Here is a 19,786-nt window from a genome sequence, read left to right on the forward strand (position 1 = left end):
GTGACCCTGTGCCGGATGATGCGCGAAACCACTTGCTGGGCGACCGCACGCTGTGTCCGCCGGCCTCCCCCGCGGACCTGCTGAGCGAGGTGTTGCAGGACTTGCGCCTGGCCCAAGCCTCGTATGGTCGGAGCGAGCTCACGGCGCCGTTCGGGATCGAGATTCCTTTCAAGGAAGGGGTGCGCTTCCACTTCGTTGTCGAGGGAGGTTGCTGGATCCTGAGCGCTGCCCGCGAGCCGATCCGGCTCGACGCCGGTGATGTCGTCCTCCTGCCGCATGGCACCGCCCACGTCATGGCTGACCGCCCGGGCCGCCGACCGCTGCCGCTGGCTGAGGTTGCGCCGCACCTGATCGGCAACGCCAGCTACCGGATCGCCCATGGCGGCGGCGGCCCGCGGTCACTGATCGTCTGCTGCACCATCGCCTTTGATGGTCCCACGGCGAACCCGCTGCTCGAGATGTTGCCGCCGGTCCTCCTTGTCCGCCGCGCCGAGACGCGCGACCCGATGCTGTCCCAATTGCTCGAAATGATGGCTGGCGAGGTCATGGAGCGGCGAATTGGCTCCGTCACGATCATGGCGCGGCTCGCCGACATCGTGATGACCTCGATTATCCGGAGCTGGATCGAGGGCCAGGGCGACTCCAACGTATCCGGCTGGCTCGCAGGCGTGCGCGATCCGCAGATAGGCCTGGCGCTCGCCCGCATCCATCGGAACCCAGGCCACCCCTGGACAGTGGAGACCCTGGCGGCCGCGGCCGGGATGTCGCGCTCCAGCTTCGCCCAGCGGTTCGTCCAGCTGTTGAACGTCTCTCCCGCGCGCTACCTACTGCAGTGGCGGATGCGGCTCGCGGCGACATGGCTGCGCAGCGGCTCGATGACCGTCGCCGAGGCGGCTGCGCAGGTGGGCTATGATTCCGACGCGGGGTTCAGCCGGGCCTTTAAGCGTGCCATGGGCCTGCCGCCCGTCGCCGCGTGGATGCTGCCGCCCTGACCGTTCGTCCCGCAACGGCTGCAATTCGTCCAGGCCGAGCCCCGGTGGCATATTTCGCGCGAACGCCTCCGGAAGGTGTCCTCATGTCTGCAAAGACACTGCTCGTTGCCGCCACCACGCTTGTTCTGTCGCCTTGCCTCGCCGCCGAGCCCCTGGCGGGCAACCGCTACGTGCCGGCCGACAAGCTGCCCTGGTACAAGGAAGCGCCCGACCTGCCGGTCCAACTCGCGCCCCTGTGGGGCGACCGGGCCAAAGGCGAAGGCGGCACGCTGCTTCGCACGCCGGGGGGCTTCGATTCAGGTCTCCACAACCACACGGCCGACTATTGGGCGGTCGTCATCGAGGGCGAGTGGCGTCACTGGGTGCCCTCCACCGGCGAGGGCAAGGGGGTGGTACTGAAGCCCGGCGCCCATTGGACCCAGATCAAGGACCAGTGGCACCAGGACGCCTGCGTTTCCAAGATCCCCTGCACGATCTTCCTGTTCAACAGGGACCCCTATGTCACCCATTTCCCGAAGTGAACGCCTAATCGCGGGCGTGGCCCTGACGCTCGCCCTGGCCGCGCCCGCCGCCGGCGAGCCAGAGCCGCGCAACATCATCCGCCCGGCCGTCGAACACGCCTGGACGCGGCAATCGCCGGACGTTCCCCTGCGCTACACCGTGCTCTGGGGCGACCGCGACAGAGACGGCGGCGTCGGCGAGCTGGTGACGATGCCGCCCGGCTTCGACTCGCGCCTGCACGCCCACAGCGGCGACTATCACGGCGTGCTGATCTCGGGGACGTGGGTGCATATCGACGCCCAGGGCAGGGGCGGCGACACGCCCCTCCTCCCGGGCTCCTATGTCCGCCAGGCGGGCGCCGAGATGCACATCGACCGCTGTATCAGCAAGGAGCCCTGCGTGCTGTTCACATTCCAATACGCCCGCTCCGACGTGATCTGGCCCTCCGCGACGAAGTGAGCGGGCTGTGCACAGGAGAGCCCATGAAGATTCAGTTCGTTTCGAGCATCGCCATCGTCAGTCCCGATCCTGCGGAGAGCCGCAAGCTCTTCGTGGACACGCTGGGGCTGCCTCTGAAGCGGCACGAAGGCGACGAATACTATTTCAGCGAGGACATCGCCGGTTCGAAGCATTTCGGGGTTTGGCCCCTCGCACAAGCCGCGCAGGCCTGCTTCGGAAATCCGGTCTGGCCGGCTGAGCTGCCGATACCGCAGGCCTGCATCGAATTCGAAGTCGAAGACTTGGAGAGCGTCGCGGCGGCCGCCGAGGAGCTGAGGGCAAGGGGCTACGAGCTGCTCCACGGGCCGCGCACGGAACCCTGGGGCCAGACCGTCGCGCGCCTCCTGACGATCGAAGGGGCAATCGTCGGCGTCTCCTATGCGCCTTGGATGCACAAGGCGTGAGCCAGGCGCGTGTGCAGACCGCGGCAGATGACGCCGCTCGATCTCGTCGGCCTACTGGCCGACGCGGAGTGGGAGGAGCGCGAGAAGAAGCGGCTTACGGCGCGGCTGCGGAACGCGCGCTTTCGGCAGGAGGCGAGCGTCGAAGACATCGACTACCAGCACCCGCGCGGCCTCGCGAAGGCCGTCATGCTCGACCTCGCATTCTGCCGATGGGTGACCGCGCACCAGAACGTCGTCTTCACCGGGCACACCGGTGTCGGCAAGAGCTACCTCGCGTGCGCGCTCGGCCAGAGGGCCTGCCGCGAGGGCTACACCGTCATCTACCGCAGAACCTCGCGGCTGCTCGACGAGCTCGTCCAGGCGCGCGCCGACGGCAGCCACTTCAACCTGCTACGACGCCTCGCGAAGACGGACGTGCTCATCCTCGACGACTTCGGCCTCGAGGTGCTGAACGCCGCGCAGCGCAAGGATCTCCTCGAGGTGCTCGAGGACCGGTACGGCGTCTCCTCAACCATCGTGACGAGCCAGCTCGAGCCCAAGGAGTGGCACTTCGCCATCGGCGACGAGACCATCGCCGACGCGGTCTGCGACCGGCTCGTCCACAACGCCCAACGCGTGAAGCTCGCCGGCGAGTCCATCAGGAAGATGAAGGGCGACTTGACCAAGGGCCAGAAGCCGGCGAAGTAGACCCACCCAGCGGCGTCACGCCTCCGGGTGATCGCCTTCCTCCGGAACGGGCGATCGGCTTGGCCGGAATCCGCACTTTGCGAACGTCAGGAGCTGCTGCCCCGGCATCGTGCTCTGCGCGAGGGCGAGTTCGGGCGCGGCCGCGAGGACGCGGCGGACGCCGTCCAGGCGGCGGGGGCGATCGATCCCGTCTTCGCCGAGCGCATCGTCGTGATTACGGGGGGAGCGACGTGCGACGCCGATGAGCAGCTGCTCCGCGCGAGCGGGGTCCGCGTCGTCTACTAGCCGGGGCTGCACGGACGAGACGGCGGCTCGCGTGGGGCATGTAGCGGCGCGCCCGCCGTGCGGCCGCAAAGCGGCGGTCGGTGAAGCGGAGACAGTAGGAGTGCCGTCGCGCCCAGCGCAGCGTCACGCTGCGCGGAAGACCTGCTCCCGCATGCCATCGGGCGACATGCGCCGATCTTGCTGGCAGCGCTCCGGGTGGCCCGGTGCCGCGCCCCGATTTCGCAGGGGCCCGGCCGCGCTGATGGGTGGCGGCGCTCGGAATGCGGCGCTTCCTGGTGAGCGCTAACAACCTCGACTGCTCAGCGCGCTCTTTGCCGTTGAGTTGCTCAACGGACATGCCCCGGCGTCGGCGGCGAAGCACCTTCGGACTGGAGCGCGAGTGATCCTCGGCGCAGCACCAGCTGGAAGGTGACTCATGTCTTCTCCCGTTTCGTATCTGCTCACCGTCGCCACCGTGCTCGCGTCGACGTTCGGACCGGCGTCTGCCGGGGCCGCTCCGGCTGCACCGCTCTCGGCACGGGAGTCGGATCCTCGGGTCATGGGATGGATGCAGGGCTTTCCGCCGCCCGCGGACAAGCTCATCACCCAGCCCGAGTCGGTCTACTTCAGCTTCCCCCGGCTGCGCTGGTCGGTCTGCAACATTCGCCAGCTCCTGCCGACCAAGGAGGTCAGCCGCGGCCTCGGCGCTCCCGTGCCCCTCGACTCCCTGCCGCCGCGCGAGCTGGAGAGAGAGCAGCGCGCGATCGACGCCGTAACGTTCACTCCCATCGGCAGCGAGAAGCCGATGACGTGGGAGGAGTCGCTCTACGCCAACTACACCGACGGAATCCTAGTCCTGCACAAGGGTCGCATCGTGTATGAGCGCTACTTCGGCTGCCTGGACGGGCAGGGGAAGCACGCGGCGATGTCGATGACCAAATCGCTGACCGGCCTTCTCGCCCAGATCATGGTGGTGGAAGGCACGCTCAACGAAGCGGCGCGTGTGTCCGAGATCATCCCGGAGGCGGGCGGGAGCGCGTTCGCCTCCGCCACGGTCCGACAGGTGATGGATATGACCACCGGCGTACGATACTCGGAGGACTACGCCGATCCGAAGGCGGACATCTGGATCTACTCGGCCGCAGCGAGCCCACTCCCGAAGCCGAAGGGGTATCAGGGTCCCAACGGATACTGGGAGTATCTCCAGCAAGTGAAGCCCGAGGGCAAGCACGGCGAGGCGTTCCACTACAAGACGATCAACTCGGACATGCTGGGCTGGATCATCTCGCGCGTTTCGGGCAAGTCGGTCACCGAGCTGGCATCGGAACGTCTGTGGCGGCGGATGGGGGCCGAACAGGACGCCTACATGACCGTCGACGCCAAGGGCGTGCCGTTCGCGGGCGGAGGGCTCAGCGCCGGACTGCGCGATCTCGGCCGTCTGGGCCTTCTGATGCTCAACGAAGGCGTCATCAACGGCCAGCGGCTGTTTCCGGCTGAAGCCGTGCGGCGGATCCGCAGCGGCGGAGATCCGGCGAAGTTCGGTACAGCGTATCCGGCGCTGATAGGTGGCGCCTACAGCAGCATGTGGTGGATCTACCCAGGCGATCGGGGAGTCATCGCCGCCCGCGGGGTTCACGGACAGACCATCTACGTGGACCCCACCGCTCACATGGTGCTGGTACGCTTCGCGTCCTTTCCCAAGGCGCAGAATCCGCTCATCGATCCGACCTCGTTGCCGGCGTTTCGAGCTTTGGCGGACTACTTGACCGCGAAGTAGTCACCCGGGGCCTTCTTCCGCGCTAACGGGGCGGCTGGGCGGAACCGCCGCCGCCTCCAGCGCCACGCCGAGAACAGCAGCCTCGAGCGGGCAGAGCTACCAGCGCCGCAAGGCCGAGGAGGCGGAGACCTTCGGCGGCGCCTGAAGGCGTGGGCGCCGGCTACGGTTCCCCGATGAACCCTCGTCTCCGGCGGAGGAGGCCGCGCAACGTGCGGAAAATTGTGGCGCGGCGAGGTCTGCGGCGCCGACCTCTTCTCCGTCCGGAGCGGTAGTTCCAGTTGCGCAGGTTGCTGAACGAGATCCCGCTCCCCGACGCGAACTCCCGCTTCGTCAGGTCGCTCGCCTGGAAGTCGGCGACGAGTTGGTCCAAGCCCTCCGACCATGCTCGGCCACGGGCTCCTCCGCGTAACGAACGTGGAGGATCTCGTCCTCGAGCTACGCCTGCCAGCCGGGTTAGGCTGGCGGGTACGCGGCCTGCGTGCGCAGTGGAATGGGCAGGTTCACCCTCGCCAACTCCCCGCCTCGACGAAGCGGTAGTACCCGCCCGACGCCACTATTACGTGGTCCCGCGCCACGATCCCCACCAGCTCGGACGCGCACTGCGAGACCGAGCCCTGCGCTACGCACTCCGTCCAGATTAGCCGCCCGCGCACGTCGAGCACGGGCCGCTGCGTTACACGATGACTCCTGCAACGGCATGTCCGACGTGCGGAGCGACGATGGAGGGTCTGCTCGACACGGGGCCCGTCCACTAGAACCTACGCATGGGCAACGCCACGCCCGCTGGGCTCGGCGGCGTGGTCCGTCGTCAGGCCCTCGTAGGAAGAGGTCCGTGCCGGCCCTCTCCCCTCTCGCCCGCGTCGTCCTGGACGTGCTCCGCCCCGTGCGCGACCAAGGGTACGGCGGCCGGGATGGCTCCGCTCCATGACGTCGCCGGAGAGGCCGCGCTGCGGGCCCAGAGGCGGCTCGAAACCTGGCGCCTCCTGCGGAGCGTTCGCGGGGCATCATTTCCGTCGTGGCATTCCCTTCCAATTTCCTCAGCGTCCGCGGCGAGGCATGTGTTACGACCGCAGTGTGAATTCCCTGAACCGAACCGGCGAGCCCCTCGACCGCGACGCCCGGCTGGCGAACCGCGCGACGCTTCTCACACTCCTCAGCCTCTGCTCGTTCCTACTCGCCGTGGTCGCGATGCCCCTCACGTTCCAGCGCACCGAGAGCGCAGCGTCGCGCGTTGTCGCGAGCGCGCCGCTCGCGCTTGGCGTCGGCGCGGGGCTCGCGGCGCGCAGCGTTCGGGGCCAACTGCGGGCGCTTCGGGACGAGCGGGACACCGCGGCGGCGGATCGGGCGCAGGGCGACGAGCGCGGCGCCGGAGATGTCTGACCGCCGCTGAGCGCGCGGCGCGCCGCGGGCGAGGCCCGCATGGCGCGCACGAAGGGAAGCAGAGGAACAGCGGCGCCGATGGCAGGCGAAGGCCCCACCGCATGTCAGCGCTCGTACGGCGACGTCAGCCCACCGTCGTACGACTAAGCCGTGGCCGCCCTCTCCCCCCTCGCCCGCGTCGTCCTTGACCCGCTCTACGGACCTTGGTGGCGCGCAATGCGCGAGTAGCTTCTCTAGGCCCCGCGCCATCGCTGCCGCGGGCCTCATGGTCGGCTACGAGCACCGCTGCCGAGCGTGGCGCTGCGCCTGGCGCGAGCGGCGCCCGGCCGCAAAGCCGCCGGAGCTCTGCCCGAAGTGCGGTCGCGCGACGACGTGGGCGAAGCCGCTACCTCGTCACGTCCGGTTCGATGACACGCGCCACAGCTTCGGCACGCAGCTCGTGCGGACGGCCGGTCTCGCAGTCGCGCAGCAGGGCCTCGGCCACAGCGACAGCCGGCCCGGTAACACCGGTAGAACCACAGGCGGGAGCGCCATCCTGGCGCACGCGTTCTGCACCATCTCCCGAAGATACGGCCACGAGTTGTAGACGGCGCCGTAACGCTCGGCGGCTCGGAGCGTTCCCCCTGCGCGGCTACTGCCGGAGAATGCTCGCCATCTTCTTCCCCTTCGCGAGCTCGTCGATCAGCTTGTCGAGGTAGCGGATCTTCTGCATCAGCGGGTCAGCGACGTCTTCCACGCGTACCCCGCACACCACCCCGGTGATGAGCCCCGCGTTCGGATTCATCCGGGGCGCGTGGGCGAAGAACGTCTCGAAGTCGACCGCAGCGTCGATGGCGCGCTGAAGCTGCGCACCGCTGTAGCCCGTGAGCCACGCGACGATCTCGTCGACCTCTTCCTTCGTCCGCCCCTTCTTCGCTGCCTTCTGCACGTAGAGCGGGTACACGCTCCCGAACGACATCGTGAAGATCCGCGGCTTCTTGTCCATGCTCGCCCGGTTCAGTGGTCGGTGCGCTGGCGCACCCGAGGGTCCTCGCCTACTTGCCGAGGCCATTCTCGAATGGCTGTCGGTCAAGCCAGCCTCGAGAACGCAGAGAATCGCTTCTCCAACTCCTTGGCCATGCGGCCGTCAAGTTCGAACGGACCCTTCTGGAACCGAGCCACGTATGGCTTGAAGCTCTCGGGGCCATGCAGCAGTTCGACGAGGCCGCGCAACGTCGGGCACTGCTCGACCGGCGGAGCATAGACTGCTTCGCAGGGCCAGCCGACCGGCCACCGGAGTGACCCGTCCCAGTCTCGGTAGAAGTAGTCGCGAATCGTCTTTCCGTCCGGCATCGGCAGGAGCCTCACCCCATCCACAACCTTGCCGCGCATGGCCTGAGCCCCATAGACATCGCCCGTACCCTCGGGAACGTAGATCGCGATCAGGTCATCGGTGCCGACGAGATCACTCGCCATGTCCTGCAGCAACTGGTCCGCCCCGTGAGGCACGCAAACGTGCTGCTGATCCGCCCCGAACCCGAACATCGGTTCGATGTACCGAAATCTCATCGCTTCGCCCTCCTACAGGTCCGCCAGTTCCTCCTCCAGTTCCAGCACGTCCTTCACGGTCCTCCACGACACATAGTGCCCGTGCGACAGCGCGTTCCGCAGGAGCATCAGTCGAGTCTCCGGCGACTCGCGGCCTCCCAGCTCCGGCGCCGCCCTGAGCACTTCACCGAGCGAGGCGAAACACCAAGCGTCGTGCGGAATCGCCGGGCAGCCAGCAGGGTAATACGTGCACTCCCGCAGGCTCCCCTGCTTGAAGCGTTGAAGAAGCCCGGGAGCATCGGTCAGTCGCCCCTCGAGCTGCCCGTGTTTGCGCCACAGCGACGCCACCAACGTGGACTCGAGGTCGAAGCAACGACGCAACACCTCGTTCGCCAACGGACCGTTCACCATCGCCGCACGAAGAACGTGGCGGGCAGCATGGCTGGGCTCGGCGTGGAGAAGCGCCCGCGCGAGCCAGGGAGCTGGTCGCGACCGACGCTCTCCTACGGGTCGCCAGAGCAGCCCGGCGTGCCTCAGCCTGGCGTCGAGCCCCGCGGCCGAACCGGGGCTGGCGGTCGGCTCTCCGAGCAGGTGCGTCGCCATCGGGCGGAGAGCATCAGCTTCGACCCGGGCGACGCGGGCTGACGCCCAGTCATTCAGCGCTGCTTCGAGGTGATCGTCGGCAAAAAGGCCGACTCTTCCGACGACTTCGTCGAGCTCCTGCGCGATCCCCAGGTCGCCGGCCGCCTCCCAGACGAGGCGGGATGCCACGTAGGCGCGCCAAAGGCGCTCGGAGCCGCGCACGGCCTCCTGAAGAACGCCGTCGGCAAGGCAGCCGACACTGAAATCACGCGAATGCGAGACCGCCTCGCCGGCGTGAAGGACCACGATGCAGGCCGTGGGCCGCTCGCCGACCTTGGCGCAGTTCTCCAGGAACTCCTGAGCCTCGTCTCGGATGGCGGGTCCGTCTCTTCCGGCCCGCACCACGACGAGCCAGTACGCCGAGCTGAGCACCCGGCCGGCCGCCCTGAGCCGCTCGGTTTGGGTTCGGGATGCGGGCGTCTCGAGCGCCTCCAGAAGCATCGCCTCGAAAGCCCCGCCGACCTCGAGGAACTCGAACCTCAGCCGGCTGGCATCCGGCTCGTGAGCCCGCGCCTCGCGCTGCACACTCTCGACCACGAGTTGCTCACACTCTCCCGTTGGAAGCCGCACCAGGGCGACGCGCGTGCCGCCCTCGTCCCAGGGACGCGACGCCATCCAGAACGACAGGAGGTGCGCTTCTCGGAAGCGCCAGCTGCCGGAGAACCCGGCCAGCGTGACTGGGACGTTCATCGGTCAGGGCAGCAAGGCCCGTGCGAGGGCGTACATGCGATCGTCCTTCGGCGCTACCGACAGACGGCGGAGTGGATCCTCGTCGCGCTCGGCTCCCCCTGTCGGAGCGAGGCCGAGCGCGACCAACACGGCGACCGCCACGCGGTCGCCACGACTCGTCGGATCGACCGCTGGCACGTCCAGCGTGGGTCTGTAGAGATCGTCCCAAAGCTCGGCGAGATCCTCGCTGGGCCGCTGGGACTGGTACGCGGTCGTCACGCCGACGTGTGCGAGCATGCGGAGGATCTCTCGCTCGCGGGGGGATAGCGAGATGGCCGGATCCGCGCCGGCCAGGGCCGCAGCCAGGCGCGGCTCTGCCGCAGTCGTAGCGCTGATCGCCGACTCGAGCTTGTCGCGGCCGATCTCGATCCCGCCCTCGGAGGTCCCGAGGAGGTGCCGCTCCAGTTCCGCAAGAAGGAGCGGAATTCCACTGGTCGCGTGCTGAATCCGGTCGCGCCAGTCCAGCTGCTCGAAGCCGAGTGCGCGGACCTTGCTGAACCACCAGTCCAGCGTCGGCCCGCCGAGCCGCCCGAGCCCGACGATTTCGAACATGTCGTCGCTCTCGATCTGGCGGGTGTATGCCCACCGCAGCGCATCGGCTCCCCCCAGGAAGAGCGGCGCCGGCTTCTCCCTGGCTCGCTTCGATGCGATGCGCTGAATGGCGTCGGGCGCGGCGCCGATCACGGCCACGCGTTCCCGCCCCAGCCCCCGATCCGCCTTCGTTGGTGTATGGCAGGCATCGGGAGGAATGCCGAGCCGGTCGGCGAAGCCACCACTGCGATGCGCCACGGCGGCAGGCCAGTGCGATCCGACCACGGCCGCTTCGATCCGTACGTGCCTATCCGGCGGCCTGCAGGTTGCGTCCCGAAGCAGGTCGAGTTCTCGTGGCGTCACCAGCGCCCTCGGTGCTTCGGCCGCGACGCCGGCACCACGCCGGCGGAGTGCCGCGATGTCGGCACGGATTGCGCCTTCCGGGTCATCGGGGAGCAGGATCGCGAGGTGGTGGGGGAACCGGAGGTGGCACGCTGGCTGGCCGTCCGGTCCGCGCCTAATCAGCACCAGCTCCCGCGCCGCGAAGTCCTTGAGGAACCGCTGAACTTCCAGCACTTGCGCCTCGGGCGCAGCGTGGAGCCACGCCAAGTCGCCATCGATCGCGCGCAAACGCTCGGTGACGAGCCGGTCGGCCTCAGCGAGGCCGTCGCCGGGAGCATGCTGTGCGAACTCTCCGAGGAGCGCGCTGAAGACCACGCGAGCTCGCGGACTGTCCTGGAAATTGTTCCGGACGACGACCCGGATCTCCTCCCTCACCGGCTCTTCGTTGAACACCGCCGCAACGTCGGCGGCGGTCACTACCACGTGGTCCCGCTGACTCGGTCCGTATCGGCCCTCGAGGTGCTTGAGGAGAAGCTCGCCAAAGCGCAGGAGCACCACAGGCTGGCACCCGCACCTGTGCGCGATGGTCGTGGCCTGGGCCGATGCATCGATTCCCATGCGGGCCAGAGGTCCAGCGATGAGCCGCGCCCCCTCGTCCAGCGTCAACGGCTTCAGCCGCAGCACGTCGCCCCAGTTGGCCCACGCTCCCTCGGCGGTGCTGGTGGTCCGGTACCCCGCGAAGACGAACCGGATGCGGGGAAGCATGGCGGCGTCGCGAAAACTCTCGACCTGGGTCCGCATCCGGAAGCTCAGGCAAGCCTCCCGTTCCCGATCGTACGCTTCGAGCTGCGCCTCCACGAACTTGTCGGCCTCGTCGAAGACGACCAGTAGGCTCTCAGCGGGGCGCTCGTCGACGAAGCGCTTCGCGAGCTGGACGAGTGCGTCGCCCGGGTTTCCTTCCAGCTTCAGACCATCAACCTTGAACCCGAGCCGTTCCGAGAGCTGTTCAGCGAACCGATCGACCACGTCCAGATCGGACTCCGCCCCCACGGCCGGGACGAACAGCACGCGCAGCGTGTTCCCGGAGGGCAGTTTCAGACCATCGCGCGTGTCGTGCACGTACCGAAGCAACGCGCTCTTGCCGAGCTTGCGGCCGGAGAAGAGGCGCGAGAAGGCGGGAGTCTGGGTGAGCTGCTCCGCCTCCACCCTGCGGCCGACGTACATCTCCATCTGCACGTGCTGACCGTCGTGCATCGCAAAGGGCGTGAAGTGGGTCGACCACGCCTGCTGCTCGAGGATGACCTCCAGCAGCGCGACCAATCCGCTCGGCCGGCGCCCGCCCAGGTTGAGGATGCGGCAGAGGTCCAGGTCGTCGATGATGGCCGCAGCCAGACCCCTGCGACGGAACTCCTTGAGTGCTGCCTGCCTGCCGGCTTCCGACACCAGCGGTGCCAGCACTGCGTAGAGGTTCTCCTTCCCCAGCTTGTCGACCACGCCAGCGGTAGCGTGCTCGAAGTTTGGCTGCTTGGGGTTTGTGGGAGCGACGAGGACGCAGAGGTTAGAGAACCTCCCGAGCTGCGGAAGGTAGGTCGGGTTGTACGGCCTGAGGAGCTTGCGCAACTCGACCGTCGGGATGACGTGCTCCTTCGCCTGATTCCACCGCTTCTCGGCACCCTCGACAACCTGCTCCACGAACTTGGTGCGGAGCTGGCGGTCCGGTCCCACCACCACCCCCGTCACGCCCCGCCGCCACGTCTCAAACAGCTCCCCAGGCTCGGCCGAGATCGCCGCGAGGGGGTTGGCGTACCGGCTCCGGGCCTCCTTCCTCCAGGCGGTCTCGCGAAGCGCCAACTCCGTGGTCGCCTCTCGGGACCCCTCCAGCAGAAGGTGCATCGCATCGCCCAGACGCCCCTCGGCCAGCGCCTGCTCGACCGGGGCCTTCTGCTCTGCTCTTGCCCGCGCGCGCAAGTACTCGAGGAGCTCCGTCTTGGAGTGGTCGGCGAACTCGCGGACCTCGCGGAGCCATGCTCGACATAGGACAGGATCGAACTCGCGAGCCGGTTGCGCCGCCAGCCCTTGGACCTCCTGGAGCACACCGCGGACCTGCTCCCGGCTGCGCGATGCAAGCTCGTCCAGCACGCTCCACGAATTCTTGAGTGCGTCGATTTCCTCGAAGAGCGCCACCTCGTCGTCGAGGCGCGCCGTCTTCGGGACGATCGCGCCCGTGTTCGACCCGAGGCGCGACATCAACCACCGCCGGCTGGGCACCGCGAGCAGTCGAAGGAGCTGCCTGGCCGGCGCCATCCCTTCGGCAGTCGTGGGCTCCGGTGGCGAGAGCAGGATAGCGGCGGCGCGCACGGGGTCCGAGACCTCGTCCAGACCAGCCACGACTGCATCGAGCGGGGAGCCCTGCTCGATCGTGATGCCGTCGACGGCCGAGAGCAGATCGGGACGACCCAGGAGCAGCCGGAGGGAGAGACCGGGGGCCGCTTCGATCGGCTCTCCACGCATCAGCGCGACGAGAGCCAACCGGCAGAGTTCCTCGTCGGAGGTTTCGAGCGGCTGCGCCGTCAGCTTGCGCAGGGCCTCCACCGGGATCGCATCGTGGCCGTTTCCGTGCCCGTGTTGCTGGAGCGACTCGGCAGCTTCGTTGACACCCATTGCCAGGTCGGCGATGCGGCGCGCTGCCCGGTCCATCTTGTTGCGATCGTCGAAACGAGCGCCGGCTGCGTCCGCGATCTCCTCGTGCATTCGCACGAGTGCCCCGATGCTGCGACGCATCTCCAGCGGATCCCACAGGGCCCGCCCACCCTTCGACACCGGGAACAAGGCGCGGAGCGTGGGCTCAGCCTGTTCGATGAAGCGAGTCCAGGCATCGCGGCAATGCTTGCGCGGGAGCTTGGCGCCCGCGGCATTCCAGTGCGCCACCACCTCTCGGTGGAACTGAGCGCGGAGTTCGTCGAGACGAGCCGGCGAGTGAGCTGCGGCAGCCGCGTCGGAGGCGAGAGCGGCCTGCATTCGGGGCACGGGATCGAGCCCCATGCTCCCCAACTTGAAGAGCGCCAGAATCGCGTTGCGGAGCGCCGAATCCCTGAAGGCCGCGGCATCGACCAGTTCTCTGGCCCGCTCCAACGTGATGGGCGTCTCTCGCGACGGCCGCACCGCCTCCAGGAAGAGCTCGATCCGGCGCCACGGTCCGCCCTCGGGGAGCACTTCCCTGAGGGACGAGGAACGGTCCGGATAGGACCCCGACGTCGGCGAGTTCGGCGCGGACAGAAGCTCCGCAAGTGCCCGAACAGCCGGTGCCGAACTCTTCGGCGCTGCCCCCAGCTCACCCAGGGCTCGTGCAAAGATCGCCAGTTCGGGCAGCCGAAGCGGAACCATCGCCGCGCCGGCCTCCTCGCGGAGCTTGTCCGCGAAGTCCGCATTTCTCCAGGGAACTCGCTCGCAACGCCCAGCCGGCGAGATCCAGGAGCTGGCCGCGAACTCGGAATAGCTCCGCAAGTGGCCGGGCAACTCGGGCGCGGGGGGCGGGGGCGCCCGGTAGGCGGCAGCGGAGCCGTGCGGTCCGGCTTCGCTCGCGGGCAGCGGCTCGGGGTCGCCTCTCAAGACCACCTGCTCCGCCGCGTCCGAACGCTCCTCAACCACCGGGATGGTGACATGTTCGGAGAGGTCCTGCGGCGCCGCCAAAGCGGGTTTCGCCTGAGCCGACGGCAGCTCCCCCGACGGCAGCTCCACCTGCGGATCTCCCGACGCGTCCTCAGAAGGAGCGTTCGCTTCCTGCTGCGCAAGCGGCGCAACGCTCGCGCTCGGTGAGGACGGCTCGGAGTCCCGGTCGACCGGAACCGCCGAGGGACAGGGCTCTGTCGACGCCGCCCCGCCCGGTTCGTTTCGAAGTGCGGCGATCGCGTCCATCGCCTCGCGCACGGCGCGCTCGGCCGCTTCGAGCGGTGCGGCCTGTCTGCGCCGCTCCGCCATGTTCGACGGCGGTCGGGTGAGCGGTTCGGCCTCGGTCAGGATCGTAGCGAGGCGCCTGATCACGCAGGCCGCCTCGCCCTTGGCACTGCACGTTGTAGACGCGGCCTTCCAACCAGCTATCGCCTCGTCAACTTCGAAGAAGGCCGACACGGATGCAGGTACCGCGTCGAGCGCGCCTAGGGCGCCCGCCAGCGCGGACTCGGCGGCAGCGGCCTCTGCCGCGCTCTCGGACTCCCGCATCCGTTCGCCGTGCATCGCCTTGAGCGCCGCGACGAATTCGTCGAGCGTCGCCCATTCCGCGGCATCGCACCCGAGCGTCCGTGCCTCATCGATGATGCGGCGCCAGAGCGGAGCGAGCTTCTCCTGTGGAGTCGGCCCAATCGGCGTGGGTAAAGGAAGCGAGCGAAGCACACTCAGATCCGCGTACCGTCCGGCGACCGCGCAGACAAGCAACGTGGCCTCGCGCTGGGTAAGCGCGGTTGTCTGCGCGCTGAGGTCGGCGACCAACTGCTCGACGACCCCGGGCACCCACTCACCCAGCGGCTTCGTGAGCGCGAGCGGTTCGTGCTGGATGCCTGCGGCCTCAACCAACCGGAAGGCTCGCTCGGTTTCATCGCGGTGGAGCCCCATCCACGCCGTGGTGACAGCGACGGCGAGGGGAAGGTGGAACCGGTCGGTGCAGGCCGAAGCAACGAGAGACACCACCTTCTGAATGGGGCCGCTGTGCGGCTTTCGGAAACCGTCGATGGCGATCGCCGCGTCGATCGCTTCATTGAGCAGCTTCTGGATTTCGCTGTGGAGGTCGCGGCGTTGTCGAAGCGTGACCTCGACCAGTGCCTTCAACTCAGGAGCCGGAATGCTCTTGAGAATGTCAACGACGGTTCGGCTCATCCCCGTCCCCCGCGCCCGGCTTCTTACCCGGCGTCTACGTCCCCGCGTATGGGTGAACATCTTAGGTCAACGTCGGACATGACGGACCTAGGATTGCGATGCCGCGTGTCCCGTCTGCCGGGGACTCGCCGCTCGGGCGAGGTTGTGCGCTACGCCGCGCCTTGCGTTTGCCTAAGGAATCACGCGCGTGATCGACCGTGCGCCTCGCGGCGAGGGCGCGCAGCTAGCGGTTCGGCAGTGTCAGAAGACGTACCAAGTGTACCTATCGTCACGGGCACGAGCAGCCCGAGCCGGTTCACCCCGCCGACCACGAACTGGAGCCTCGGCATGACCGACACCGTCCAGTGGTCCGTGACCTGCCACTCGACCCCTGCCACCGGGGCGAGCACGAGGGAGTCCGTCGCGCGGTCCCGCAGGCCCAGCCCGAAGCTGTGCTCGTTCCCGGGAACGGAGACGTCCATCAGATCGCGCCGCGCCGTCCCGGCGGCGCTCCCCATCTGGACGTTCGCGTAAGTAGTCCGCGGGCGCCTCCCAGAACCCGGTCGCGGCGGCTCGATTCTGTTCGAGATCGCGTACCGGATCCCCGCCGTACCGCCTGCTCCGGTTCCGTGCGTGCTCGAGCCGGTTCCCTGCGATGACGAGGCAGCGAGGGCGGAGCCCGCTGGGCCGAGTTCGAGCGTGAGCGCGCCTCGGTCGGCCGCCGCCAGCGTGGGCGTGTGACCGAGTGCAGCGGCGACGATGACGGCCCGAACGCCCAAGCTTGGCCCCCGTTCAGACTCGGGTTTCGCCGTTACGCAGCGAGTCGGAGCCGCGATTCTCGCGACCAGGCGCGCGGCGGCCGACGTTTGCGTAAGTTGGCGAGACTCCGACGTGGATCAAGAACGTCGAGGGGCATGAGCGCACGCTGCGCGGCGCGAAGGACGTCGGCGAAGCAGAGGCCGTGCTTGTGGCGGTACCAGGGCCGCAGTGGCGGCGCGGCGATCCGCGAGCGGTGGATGCCCTCCGCGAACCAGAGGACGAGGGTGGTGTAGACGAGGCCGACGAACGGCGCGGTGCGCTCGACGGCGGCGCGCTTGCGGGCGCTGGAGTCGCCGAAACCGAGGAGCTGCTTGAGGTCGCGGAAGCAGACCTCGATCGCCCAACGGCCGGCATAGGTCTCGAGGATCGTCGGGACGTCGATGGTGGGGTCGGAAGCGAAGAAGACGCGCATTCCGATTGCGCCGTCGTCCACCTTCACGACGACGATGCGAAGGAGACGGACGCCGCAAGCGCGGTACCACTGGGCGTCGACGGACTTGTAGCGAACGGTGCGTCGAACGCCGTAGAGGGTGGCCTCGCAGGAGAGCCACGGTCGCCGCCCATCCTTGGCGATGGCTTCGGGCTTGGCCACGGGACGACCGCGCCTCGACGGGCGGCCTGGCTTTCGGGGCCGCGCCGCCGGGAGAGCGGTGAGCACGGCATCAGGCCGCATCGCACCGAACAACACGAAACTGTCGGGGAGTCCGCGCTGGACGTCTCGGAGATGGATCATGCGCTCCGCCCACCCGAGCCCGTCGTGGCAGGTCCCAAGACGTAGTCTTCACGGGTTGGGCCCTGACCAGCGGGCCGCATGCGGTGACGCAGGCGCTGGTGACGACCGGCGTCGCCGGCCGGCGCCACCACGAATCGTTCCACCGGTTCTTCTCGCGCGGCACCTGGAATCCCGACGAGGTCGGCCGGCTGCTCTTCAGTTGGATCGCCGGTGGGTGGGCTCGCGGACGCGCAGCGCCGGCTCCTCGACCTGGACGACGTCGAGCGGACGGAACCCGAATCCGACGTCCCACACGACCACCTTCTTCCCGATCGTGAAGTGGTTGCCGCGCACGGCGGCCTCGTACGGCGCGGACGCGAGTGCACCGGCGTCGCCGCCGACCCATGCCGCGATCGTCGCGGCGGCGGCGCACGCTCGGAGCGACGGCGCGACTCGGGAGGCGCTCACGGCTCGTGAGGGTAGCGCCGCGCGTGCGGTGGCCCGCGTCCATGCGACGGATGCCGGCGGGACGGCGACGGACGCCGGACACGTCGACGAGCGGCACCCTCGGCCGCATCGCTGGGGGTGTCCGCAGGCGCGCTGCTCGCGAATCTCGAGAAATACCCGGAACGCAGTCTGTCCTCCCCGAGCCTCCATGTCGGATCACGGCCGGGCGGCGCGGTCAGCACGCGGCGAGCACGAGGGCGGCGGCGAGGCCGATCGCCGCTCCCGCCGCCACGTCCCGCACGGTGTGGCGGCGGAGGTGGAGCCGCGACCACGCGAGCGGCGGCACGAGCGCCGCGAACGCCCAGCCGGCGCTCGTGCCGAGCGCGAGCAGCCCCGCGGCCGCGAAGGCGGCGAACGCCACGTGGAGCGAGGCCTTCACCCAGCGGCCGAGGGTCGCCGCGAGCGCGAAGACGAGCAGCACGGCGAGCATCGGCCGGCCGAACCCCGAGCCGTCGCCGCGGAGCAGCGCGGCCACGAGGGCCGCCGCGGCGACGAGCGCCGCCACGGCGAGGAGCGCCGGCCGCTCGGAGCGCTCGGAGGCGTCCACCGTGCGCCACCGGCCCGCCGCCCGCCGCCGCGCCATGAGCGCCGCGATCGGCACGATCACCGCCGCTGCGGCGAGCACTGCCGACGTCTGGTTTCCGCCCTCGCCGCCCGCGAGGAGCGCGAACGCGAGCATGGTCGCGAACGGGTGGACGACGATCGAGATGGCGCGGGCGAGTGGGGTCACGCCCGTGCATGAAAGCACGTCGCGGCCCGTTCAGCGGCTCGATGAAGCTCTCCTGGTACTCGGGTCATCGATCCCGAGGGCGTCCGCGGATGGCGTGAGCGGCTCGGAGTGGTCGAGCACCGCGAGCTATTCGTTGCCAAGCGGTCCACTCCGCGCTCGGATGCACCGTCACGCTGAAGTGCACTACCCGTCGCCGGTGATGCGCGAGAACGACAGTGCCCGAAGAGGACGCGGATCTCCTCCAGCACGACTGCATCTGCGTCCGCACGTCCTTGCACGGGGCGCGGTACGCCTGGGAGCCGATTCGCGTCCAGCCCGAACGACCTGCCCTGCCGGATGAGCGGAGACGCCTTCAGCTCGGCGAGCTTGGCGTCCACCAGCTCCACGAACTGCGCCGAGGAAAGATCGGCGCCGGCCTCGAGCAGCCGATCGAGATCGTAGAAGTCCCTGATCGCCTCGCGCGTGAAGGCGGCGCGGACCTTCTCGGCGTGGGCCTCGCGCGCGTCGAGGGCGAAGCAGCGCGGGTCGCCGGGATCACCCAGCAGCTTATCCGCGAGCAGCTGTCGCAGCCGGACCTCGCGAGGTGGCCGCAGCACCGGGCGGATGGAGATCTCGAGCATGATGCCCTGCGGCCCGAACTCGGAGGCGTAGTCGAGCTGCCAGGTACCGTGGGCCGCCTGGTGCTGAAGCTGTCCCGCCGGGAACCGGGCGGTCATGCCGACCGGCGCGAGGACGTCTGCGAGCGCCTTCCGGACGGCGTGCATGCGAGCGATGTTCTTCGAGCTCCGCCGGCTCGGCGTCCCTGGCAGCACCAGGTCGGCGTCTTCCGACATCCGGAAGAAGCCCAGGTCCACCTTGCTGAGGAGGGTCCCGCCCTTGAGCAGGAGGGCATCGCCGAAGTGCTGCCCGAGCGCCCACAGGAGCCGGGTCAGGTAGAAGTCCTTCTCGACGAGCTGCGGCTCGACCCCCTCTCGCGCAGCCGCCTCGCGGCACAGGTCCGCGAGCAGGGCGCGATCCGGGAGCGGGGGCAGGCTCACGTTCAAGCGTCGTTCTCCACCACGCGCCAGCGCGGGTTCAGGCGCCCAGCCCGACGGAAACCCTGCCGCATCGACAGGACGGACCTCGTCGCCGCCACCCGCTCGAGGAGGGGCGCGAGCGCCCTTCGCGATGTGCCCGCGCGCTCGAGCAGCACGCCGAGCCGCTGGCAGGTGCTGCTGCGCGATCCACGCGCGCCGTAGTCGATCAGCTTGCGCGAGGAGACCTTCGGCAACGCGAGCTTCGCGAGGCGGAGACCCTCGTCGCTGCTTCCGGCGAGCGAAGGGACATCGAGGAGGTCGAGGATCGTGCGCTCGGGGTCGCTCAGCGAGACCCGCACCCCCTCGACGGTCTCCGTCGTGAGGCCGTACGCGAACCGCTCGGCCCGTGCGCGGTGGAATGCCAGGCGAGCCGCGCCCAGGCGGCGGCCGGCGTGGCGGCGCACCACGAAGGCATCCAGCGTCGACGTGTACTGCTGCTCGCTCAGCCGATGGAAGGTCAGGGCCCAGAGGCCGCCGAGGTAGTATCGCTCGCCCTGCAACAAGGCCGCCGCGAGCACCGGCGCGGAGGGCGTCGTCGGGCGGTTCAGTGTCCGTAGCGGGCGAACGAGGTACCGGCCGCGGCCGATGCGCGCGAGCGCCTTCTTGCGGACGAGCCGCCAGGCGACATCCTGTGCTGCATCCGCGCCGACCGCGTCGCGGAGGTCATCGATCGTGAGCACGACCCGCCGGCCACGCTCCCACTCCGCCAGCAGGCTCACCTCGCGGCCCGAGAGCGGGGTCCCGTAAACCCTTGCGCGTTTGCTTGCGCTCCTCGCGAGTTTCATGACCTCATTCTACAGCGGCACGCTCGGCGCCGCAT

General features: G+C 69.0%; 18 protein-coding genes. 8 read left to right on the forward strand and 10 right to left on the reverse strand.

All coding sequences use genetic code 11. The features are described 5' to 3' along the window. The first annotated feature begins 32 nt into the window (after positions 1-32). The 8 genes from ANAE109_RS16840 (at position 33) to ANAE109_RS16875 (ending at position 6,503) form a co-directional block, all read left to right on the forward strand. Positions 33-992: an AraC family transcriptional regulator gene (locus ANAE109_RS16840; RefSeq protein ID WP_158305906.1), complete on the forward strand. Its 960-nt coding sequence runs from the start codon at positions 33-35 to the stop codon at positions 990-992. 83 nt (positions 993-1,075) lie between these two features. Beyond that, positions 1,076-1,513, forward strand: coding sequence for a DUF4437 domain-containing protein (locus tag ANAE109_RS16845; protein ID WP_012098093.1), 438 nt, complete (start codon positions 1,076-1,078; stop codon positions 1,511-1,513). Between the two features lie 16 nt (positions 1,514-1,529). Further along, positions 1,530-1,952: a DUF4437 domain-containing protein gene (locus tag ANAE109_RS16850; RefSeq protein ID WP_049768615.1), complete on the forward strand. Its 423-nt coding sequence runs from the start codon at positions 1,530-1,532 to the stop codon at positions 1,950-1,952. 23 nt (positions 1,953-1,975) lie between these two features. Next, positions 1,976-2,395: a VOC family protein gene (locus ANAE109_RS16855; RefSeq protein WP_012098095.1), complete on the forward strand. Its 420-nt coding sequence runs from the start codon at positions 1,976-1,978 to the stop codon at positions 2,393-2,395. A gap of 27 nt (positions 2,396-2,422) precedes the next feature. After that, positions 2,423-3,082: an IS21-like element helper ATPase IstB gene (gene istB / locus ANAE109_RS16860; protein ID WP_012098096.1), complete on the forward strand. Its 660-nt coding sequence runs from the start codon at positions 2,423-2,425 to the stop codon at positions 3,080-3,082. Positions 3,083-3,109: 27 nt separating this feature from the next. Beyond that, positions 3,110-3,367 carry a hypothetical protein gene (locus ANAE109_RS16865; RefSeq protein ID WP_041448447.1) on the forward strand — a complete coding sequence of 86 codons (258 nt, stop codon included), beginning with the start codon at positions 3,110-3,112 and terminating at the stop codon, positions 3,365-3,367. A gap of 415 nt (positions 3,368-3,782) precedes the next feature. Continuing rightward, positions 3,783-5,123, forward strand: a complete 1,341-nt coding sequence (locus ANAE109_RS16870; protein ID WP_012098098.1) for a serine hydrolase — start codon at positions 3,783-3,785, stop codon at positions 5,121-5,123. Between the two features lie 1,074 nt (positions 5,124-6,197). Further along, a complete protein-coding gene (locus tag ANAE109_RS16875) occupies positions 6,198-6,503 on the forward strand; it encodes a hypothetical protein (protein WP_143828006.1) in 306 nt (101 codons plus the stop codon). 631 nt (positions 6,504-7,134) lie between these two features. Here ANAE109_RS16875 and ANAE109_RS16880 read toward each other — a convergent pair. From ANAE109_RS16880 to ANAE109_RS24980, 10 genes are all read right to left on the reverse strand, one after another. Then, positions 7,135-7,488, reverse strand: coding sequence for a DUF2200 domain-containing protein (locus tag ANAE109_RS16880; protein ID WP_041448449.1), 354 nt, complete (start codon positions 7,486-7,488; stop codon positions 7,135-7,137). A gap of 83 nt (positions 7,489-7,571) precedes the next feature. Beyond that, positions 7,572-8,051, reverse strand: coding sequence for a hypothetical protein (locus tag ANAE109_RS16885; RefSeq protein WP_012098102.1), 480 nt, complete (start codon positions 8,049-8,051; stop codon positions 7,572-7,574). 12 nt (positions 8,052-8,063) lie between these two features. Further along, positions 8,064-9,362, reverse strand: a complete 1,299-nt coding sequence (locus ANAE109_RS16890; protein WP_012098103.1) for a hypothetical protein — start codon at positions 9,360-9,362, stop codon at positions 8,064-8,066. A 3-nt stretch (positions 9,363-9,365) separates the two neighbouring features. After that, complete coding sequence (locus ANAE109_RS16895; protein ID WP_012098104.1) at positions 9,366-15,143, reverse strand: hypothetical protein; 5,778 nt, start codon at positions 15,141-15,143, stop codon at positions 9,366-9,368. 179 nt (positions 15,144-15,322) lie between these two features. Beyond that, entirely contained in the window at positions 15,323-15,640 is a 318-nt protein-coding gene (locus ANAE109_RS24970) for a hypothetical protein (RefSeq protein ID WP_143828007.1), read from the reverse strand. Between the two features lie 293 nt (positions 15,641-15,933). Next, a complete protein-coding gene (locus tag ANAE109_RS16905) occupies positions 15,934-16,674 on the reverse strand; it encodes a transposase (RefSeq protein ID WP_012098106.1) in 741 nt (246 codons plus the stop codon). Between the two features lie 195 nt (positions 16,675-16,869). Then, positions 16,870-17,121 carry a hypothetical protein gene (locus tag ANAE109_RS16910; protein WP_041448451.1) on the reverse strand — a complete coding sequence of 84 codons (252 nt, stop codon included), beginning with the start codon at positions 17,119-17,121 and terminating at the stop codon, positions 16,870-16,872. Positions 17,122-17,335: 214 nt separating this feature from the next. Next, on the reverse strand, positions 17,336-17,890 hold the full coding sequence (locus tag ANAE109_RS23645) for a hypothetical protein (protein ID WP_049768616.1): 555 nt from the start codon (positions 17,888-17,890) through the stop codon (positions 17,336-17,338). Next, on the reverse strand, positions 17,887-18,927 hold the full coding sequence (locus ANAE109_RS24975; protein ID WP_041448452.1) for a nucleotidyl transferase AbiEii/AbiGii toxin family protein: 1,041 nt from the start codon (positions 18,925-18,927) through the stop codon (positions 17,887-17,889). Before ANAE109_RS24975 ends, ANAE109_RS23645 begins: the two co-directional genes overlap by 4 nt. 2 nt (positions 18,928-18,929) lie before the next feature. Further along, positions 18,930-19,751: a type IV toxin-antitoxin system AbiEi family antitoxin gene (locus tag ANAE109_RS24980; RefSeq protein WP_012098109.1), complete on the reverse strand. Its 822-nt coding sequence runs from the start codon at positions 19,749-19,751 to the stop codon at positions 18,930-18,932. Positions 19,752-19,786 lie beyond the last annotated feature (35 nt).

The organism is Anaeromyxobacter sp. Fw109-5 (genome assembly GCF_000017505.1).
In the GTDB taxonomy this organism is placed as follows: Bacteria; Myxococcota; Myxococcia; order Myxococcales; family Anaeromyxobacteraceae; genus Anaeromyxobacter.

Bases quoted from the DNA above. Each gene is read 5' to 3' on its own strand.
- ANAE109_RS16845 (WP_012098093.1), top strand. From the start codon at position 1,076: ATGTCTGCAAAGACACTGCTCGTTGCCGCCACCACGCTTGTTCTGTCG.
- ANAE109_RS16855 (WP_012098095.1), top strand. From the start codon at position 1,976: ATGAAGATTCAGTTCGTTTCGAGCATCGCCATCGTCAGTCCCGATCCT.
- istB (WP_012098096.1), top strand. From the start codon at position 2,423: ATGACGCCGCTCGATCTCGTCGGCCTACTGGCCGACGCGGAGTGGGAG.
- ANAE109_RS16870 (WP_012098098.1), top strand. From the start codon at position 3,783: ATGTCTTCTCCCGTTTCGTATCTGCTCACCGTCGCCACCGTGCTCGCG.
- ANAE109_RS16880 (WP_041448449.1), bottom strand. From the start codon at position 7,488: ATGGACAAGAAGCCGCGGATCTTCACGATGTCGTTCGGGAGCGTGTAC.
- ANAE109_RS16885 (WP_012098102.1), bottom strand. From the start codon at position 8,051: ATGAGATTTCGGTACATCGAACCGATGTTCGGGTTCGGGGCGGATCAG.
- ANAE109_RS16890 (WP_012098103.1), bottom strand. From the start codon at position 9,362: ATGAACGTCCCAGTCACGCTGGCCGGGTTCTCCGGCAGCTGGCGCTTC.
- ANAE109_RS16895 (WP_012098104.1), bottom strand. From the start codon at position 15,143: ATGAGCCGAACCGTCGTTGACATTCTCAAGAGCATTCCGGCTCCTGAG.
- ANAE109_RS24970 (WP_143828007.1), bottom strand. From the start codon at position 15,640: ATGGGGAGCGCCGCCGGGACGGCGCGGCGCGATCTGATGGACGTCTCC.
- ANAE109_RS16905 (WP_012098106.1), bottom strand. From the start codon at position 16,674: ATGATCCATCTCCGAGACGTCCAGCGCGGACTCCCCGACAGTTTCGTG.
- ANAE109_RS24980 (WP_012098109.1), bottom strand. From the start codon at position 19,751: ATGAAACTCGCGAGGAGCGCAAGCAAACGCGCAAGGGTTTACGGGACC.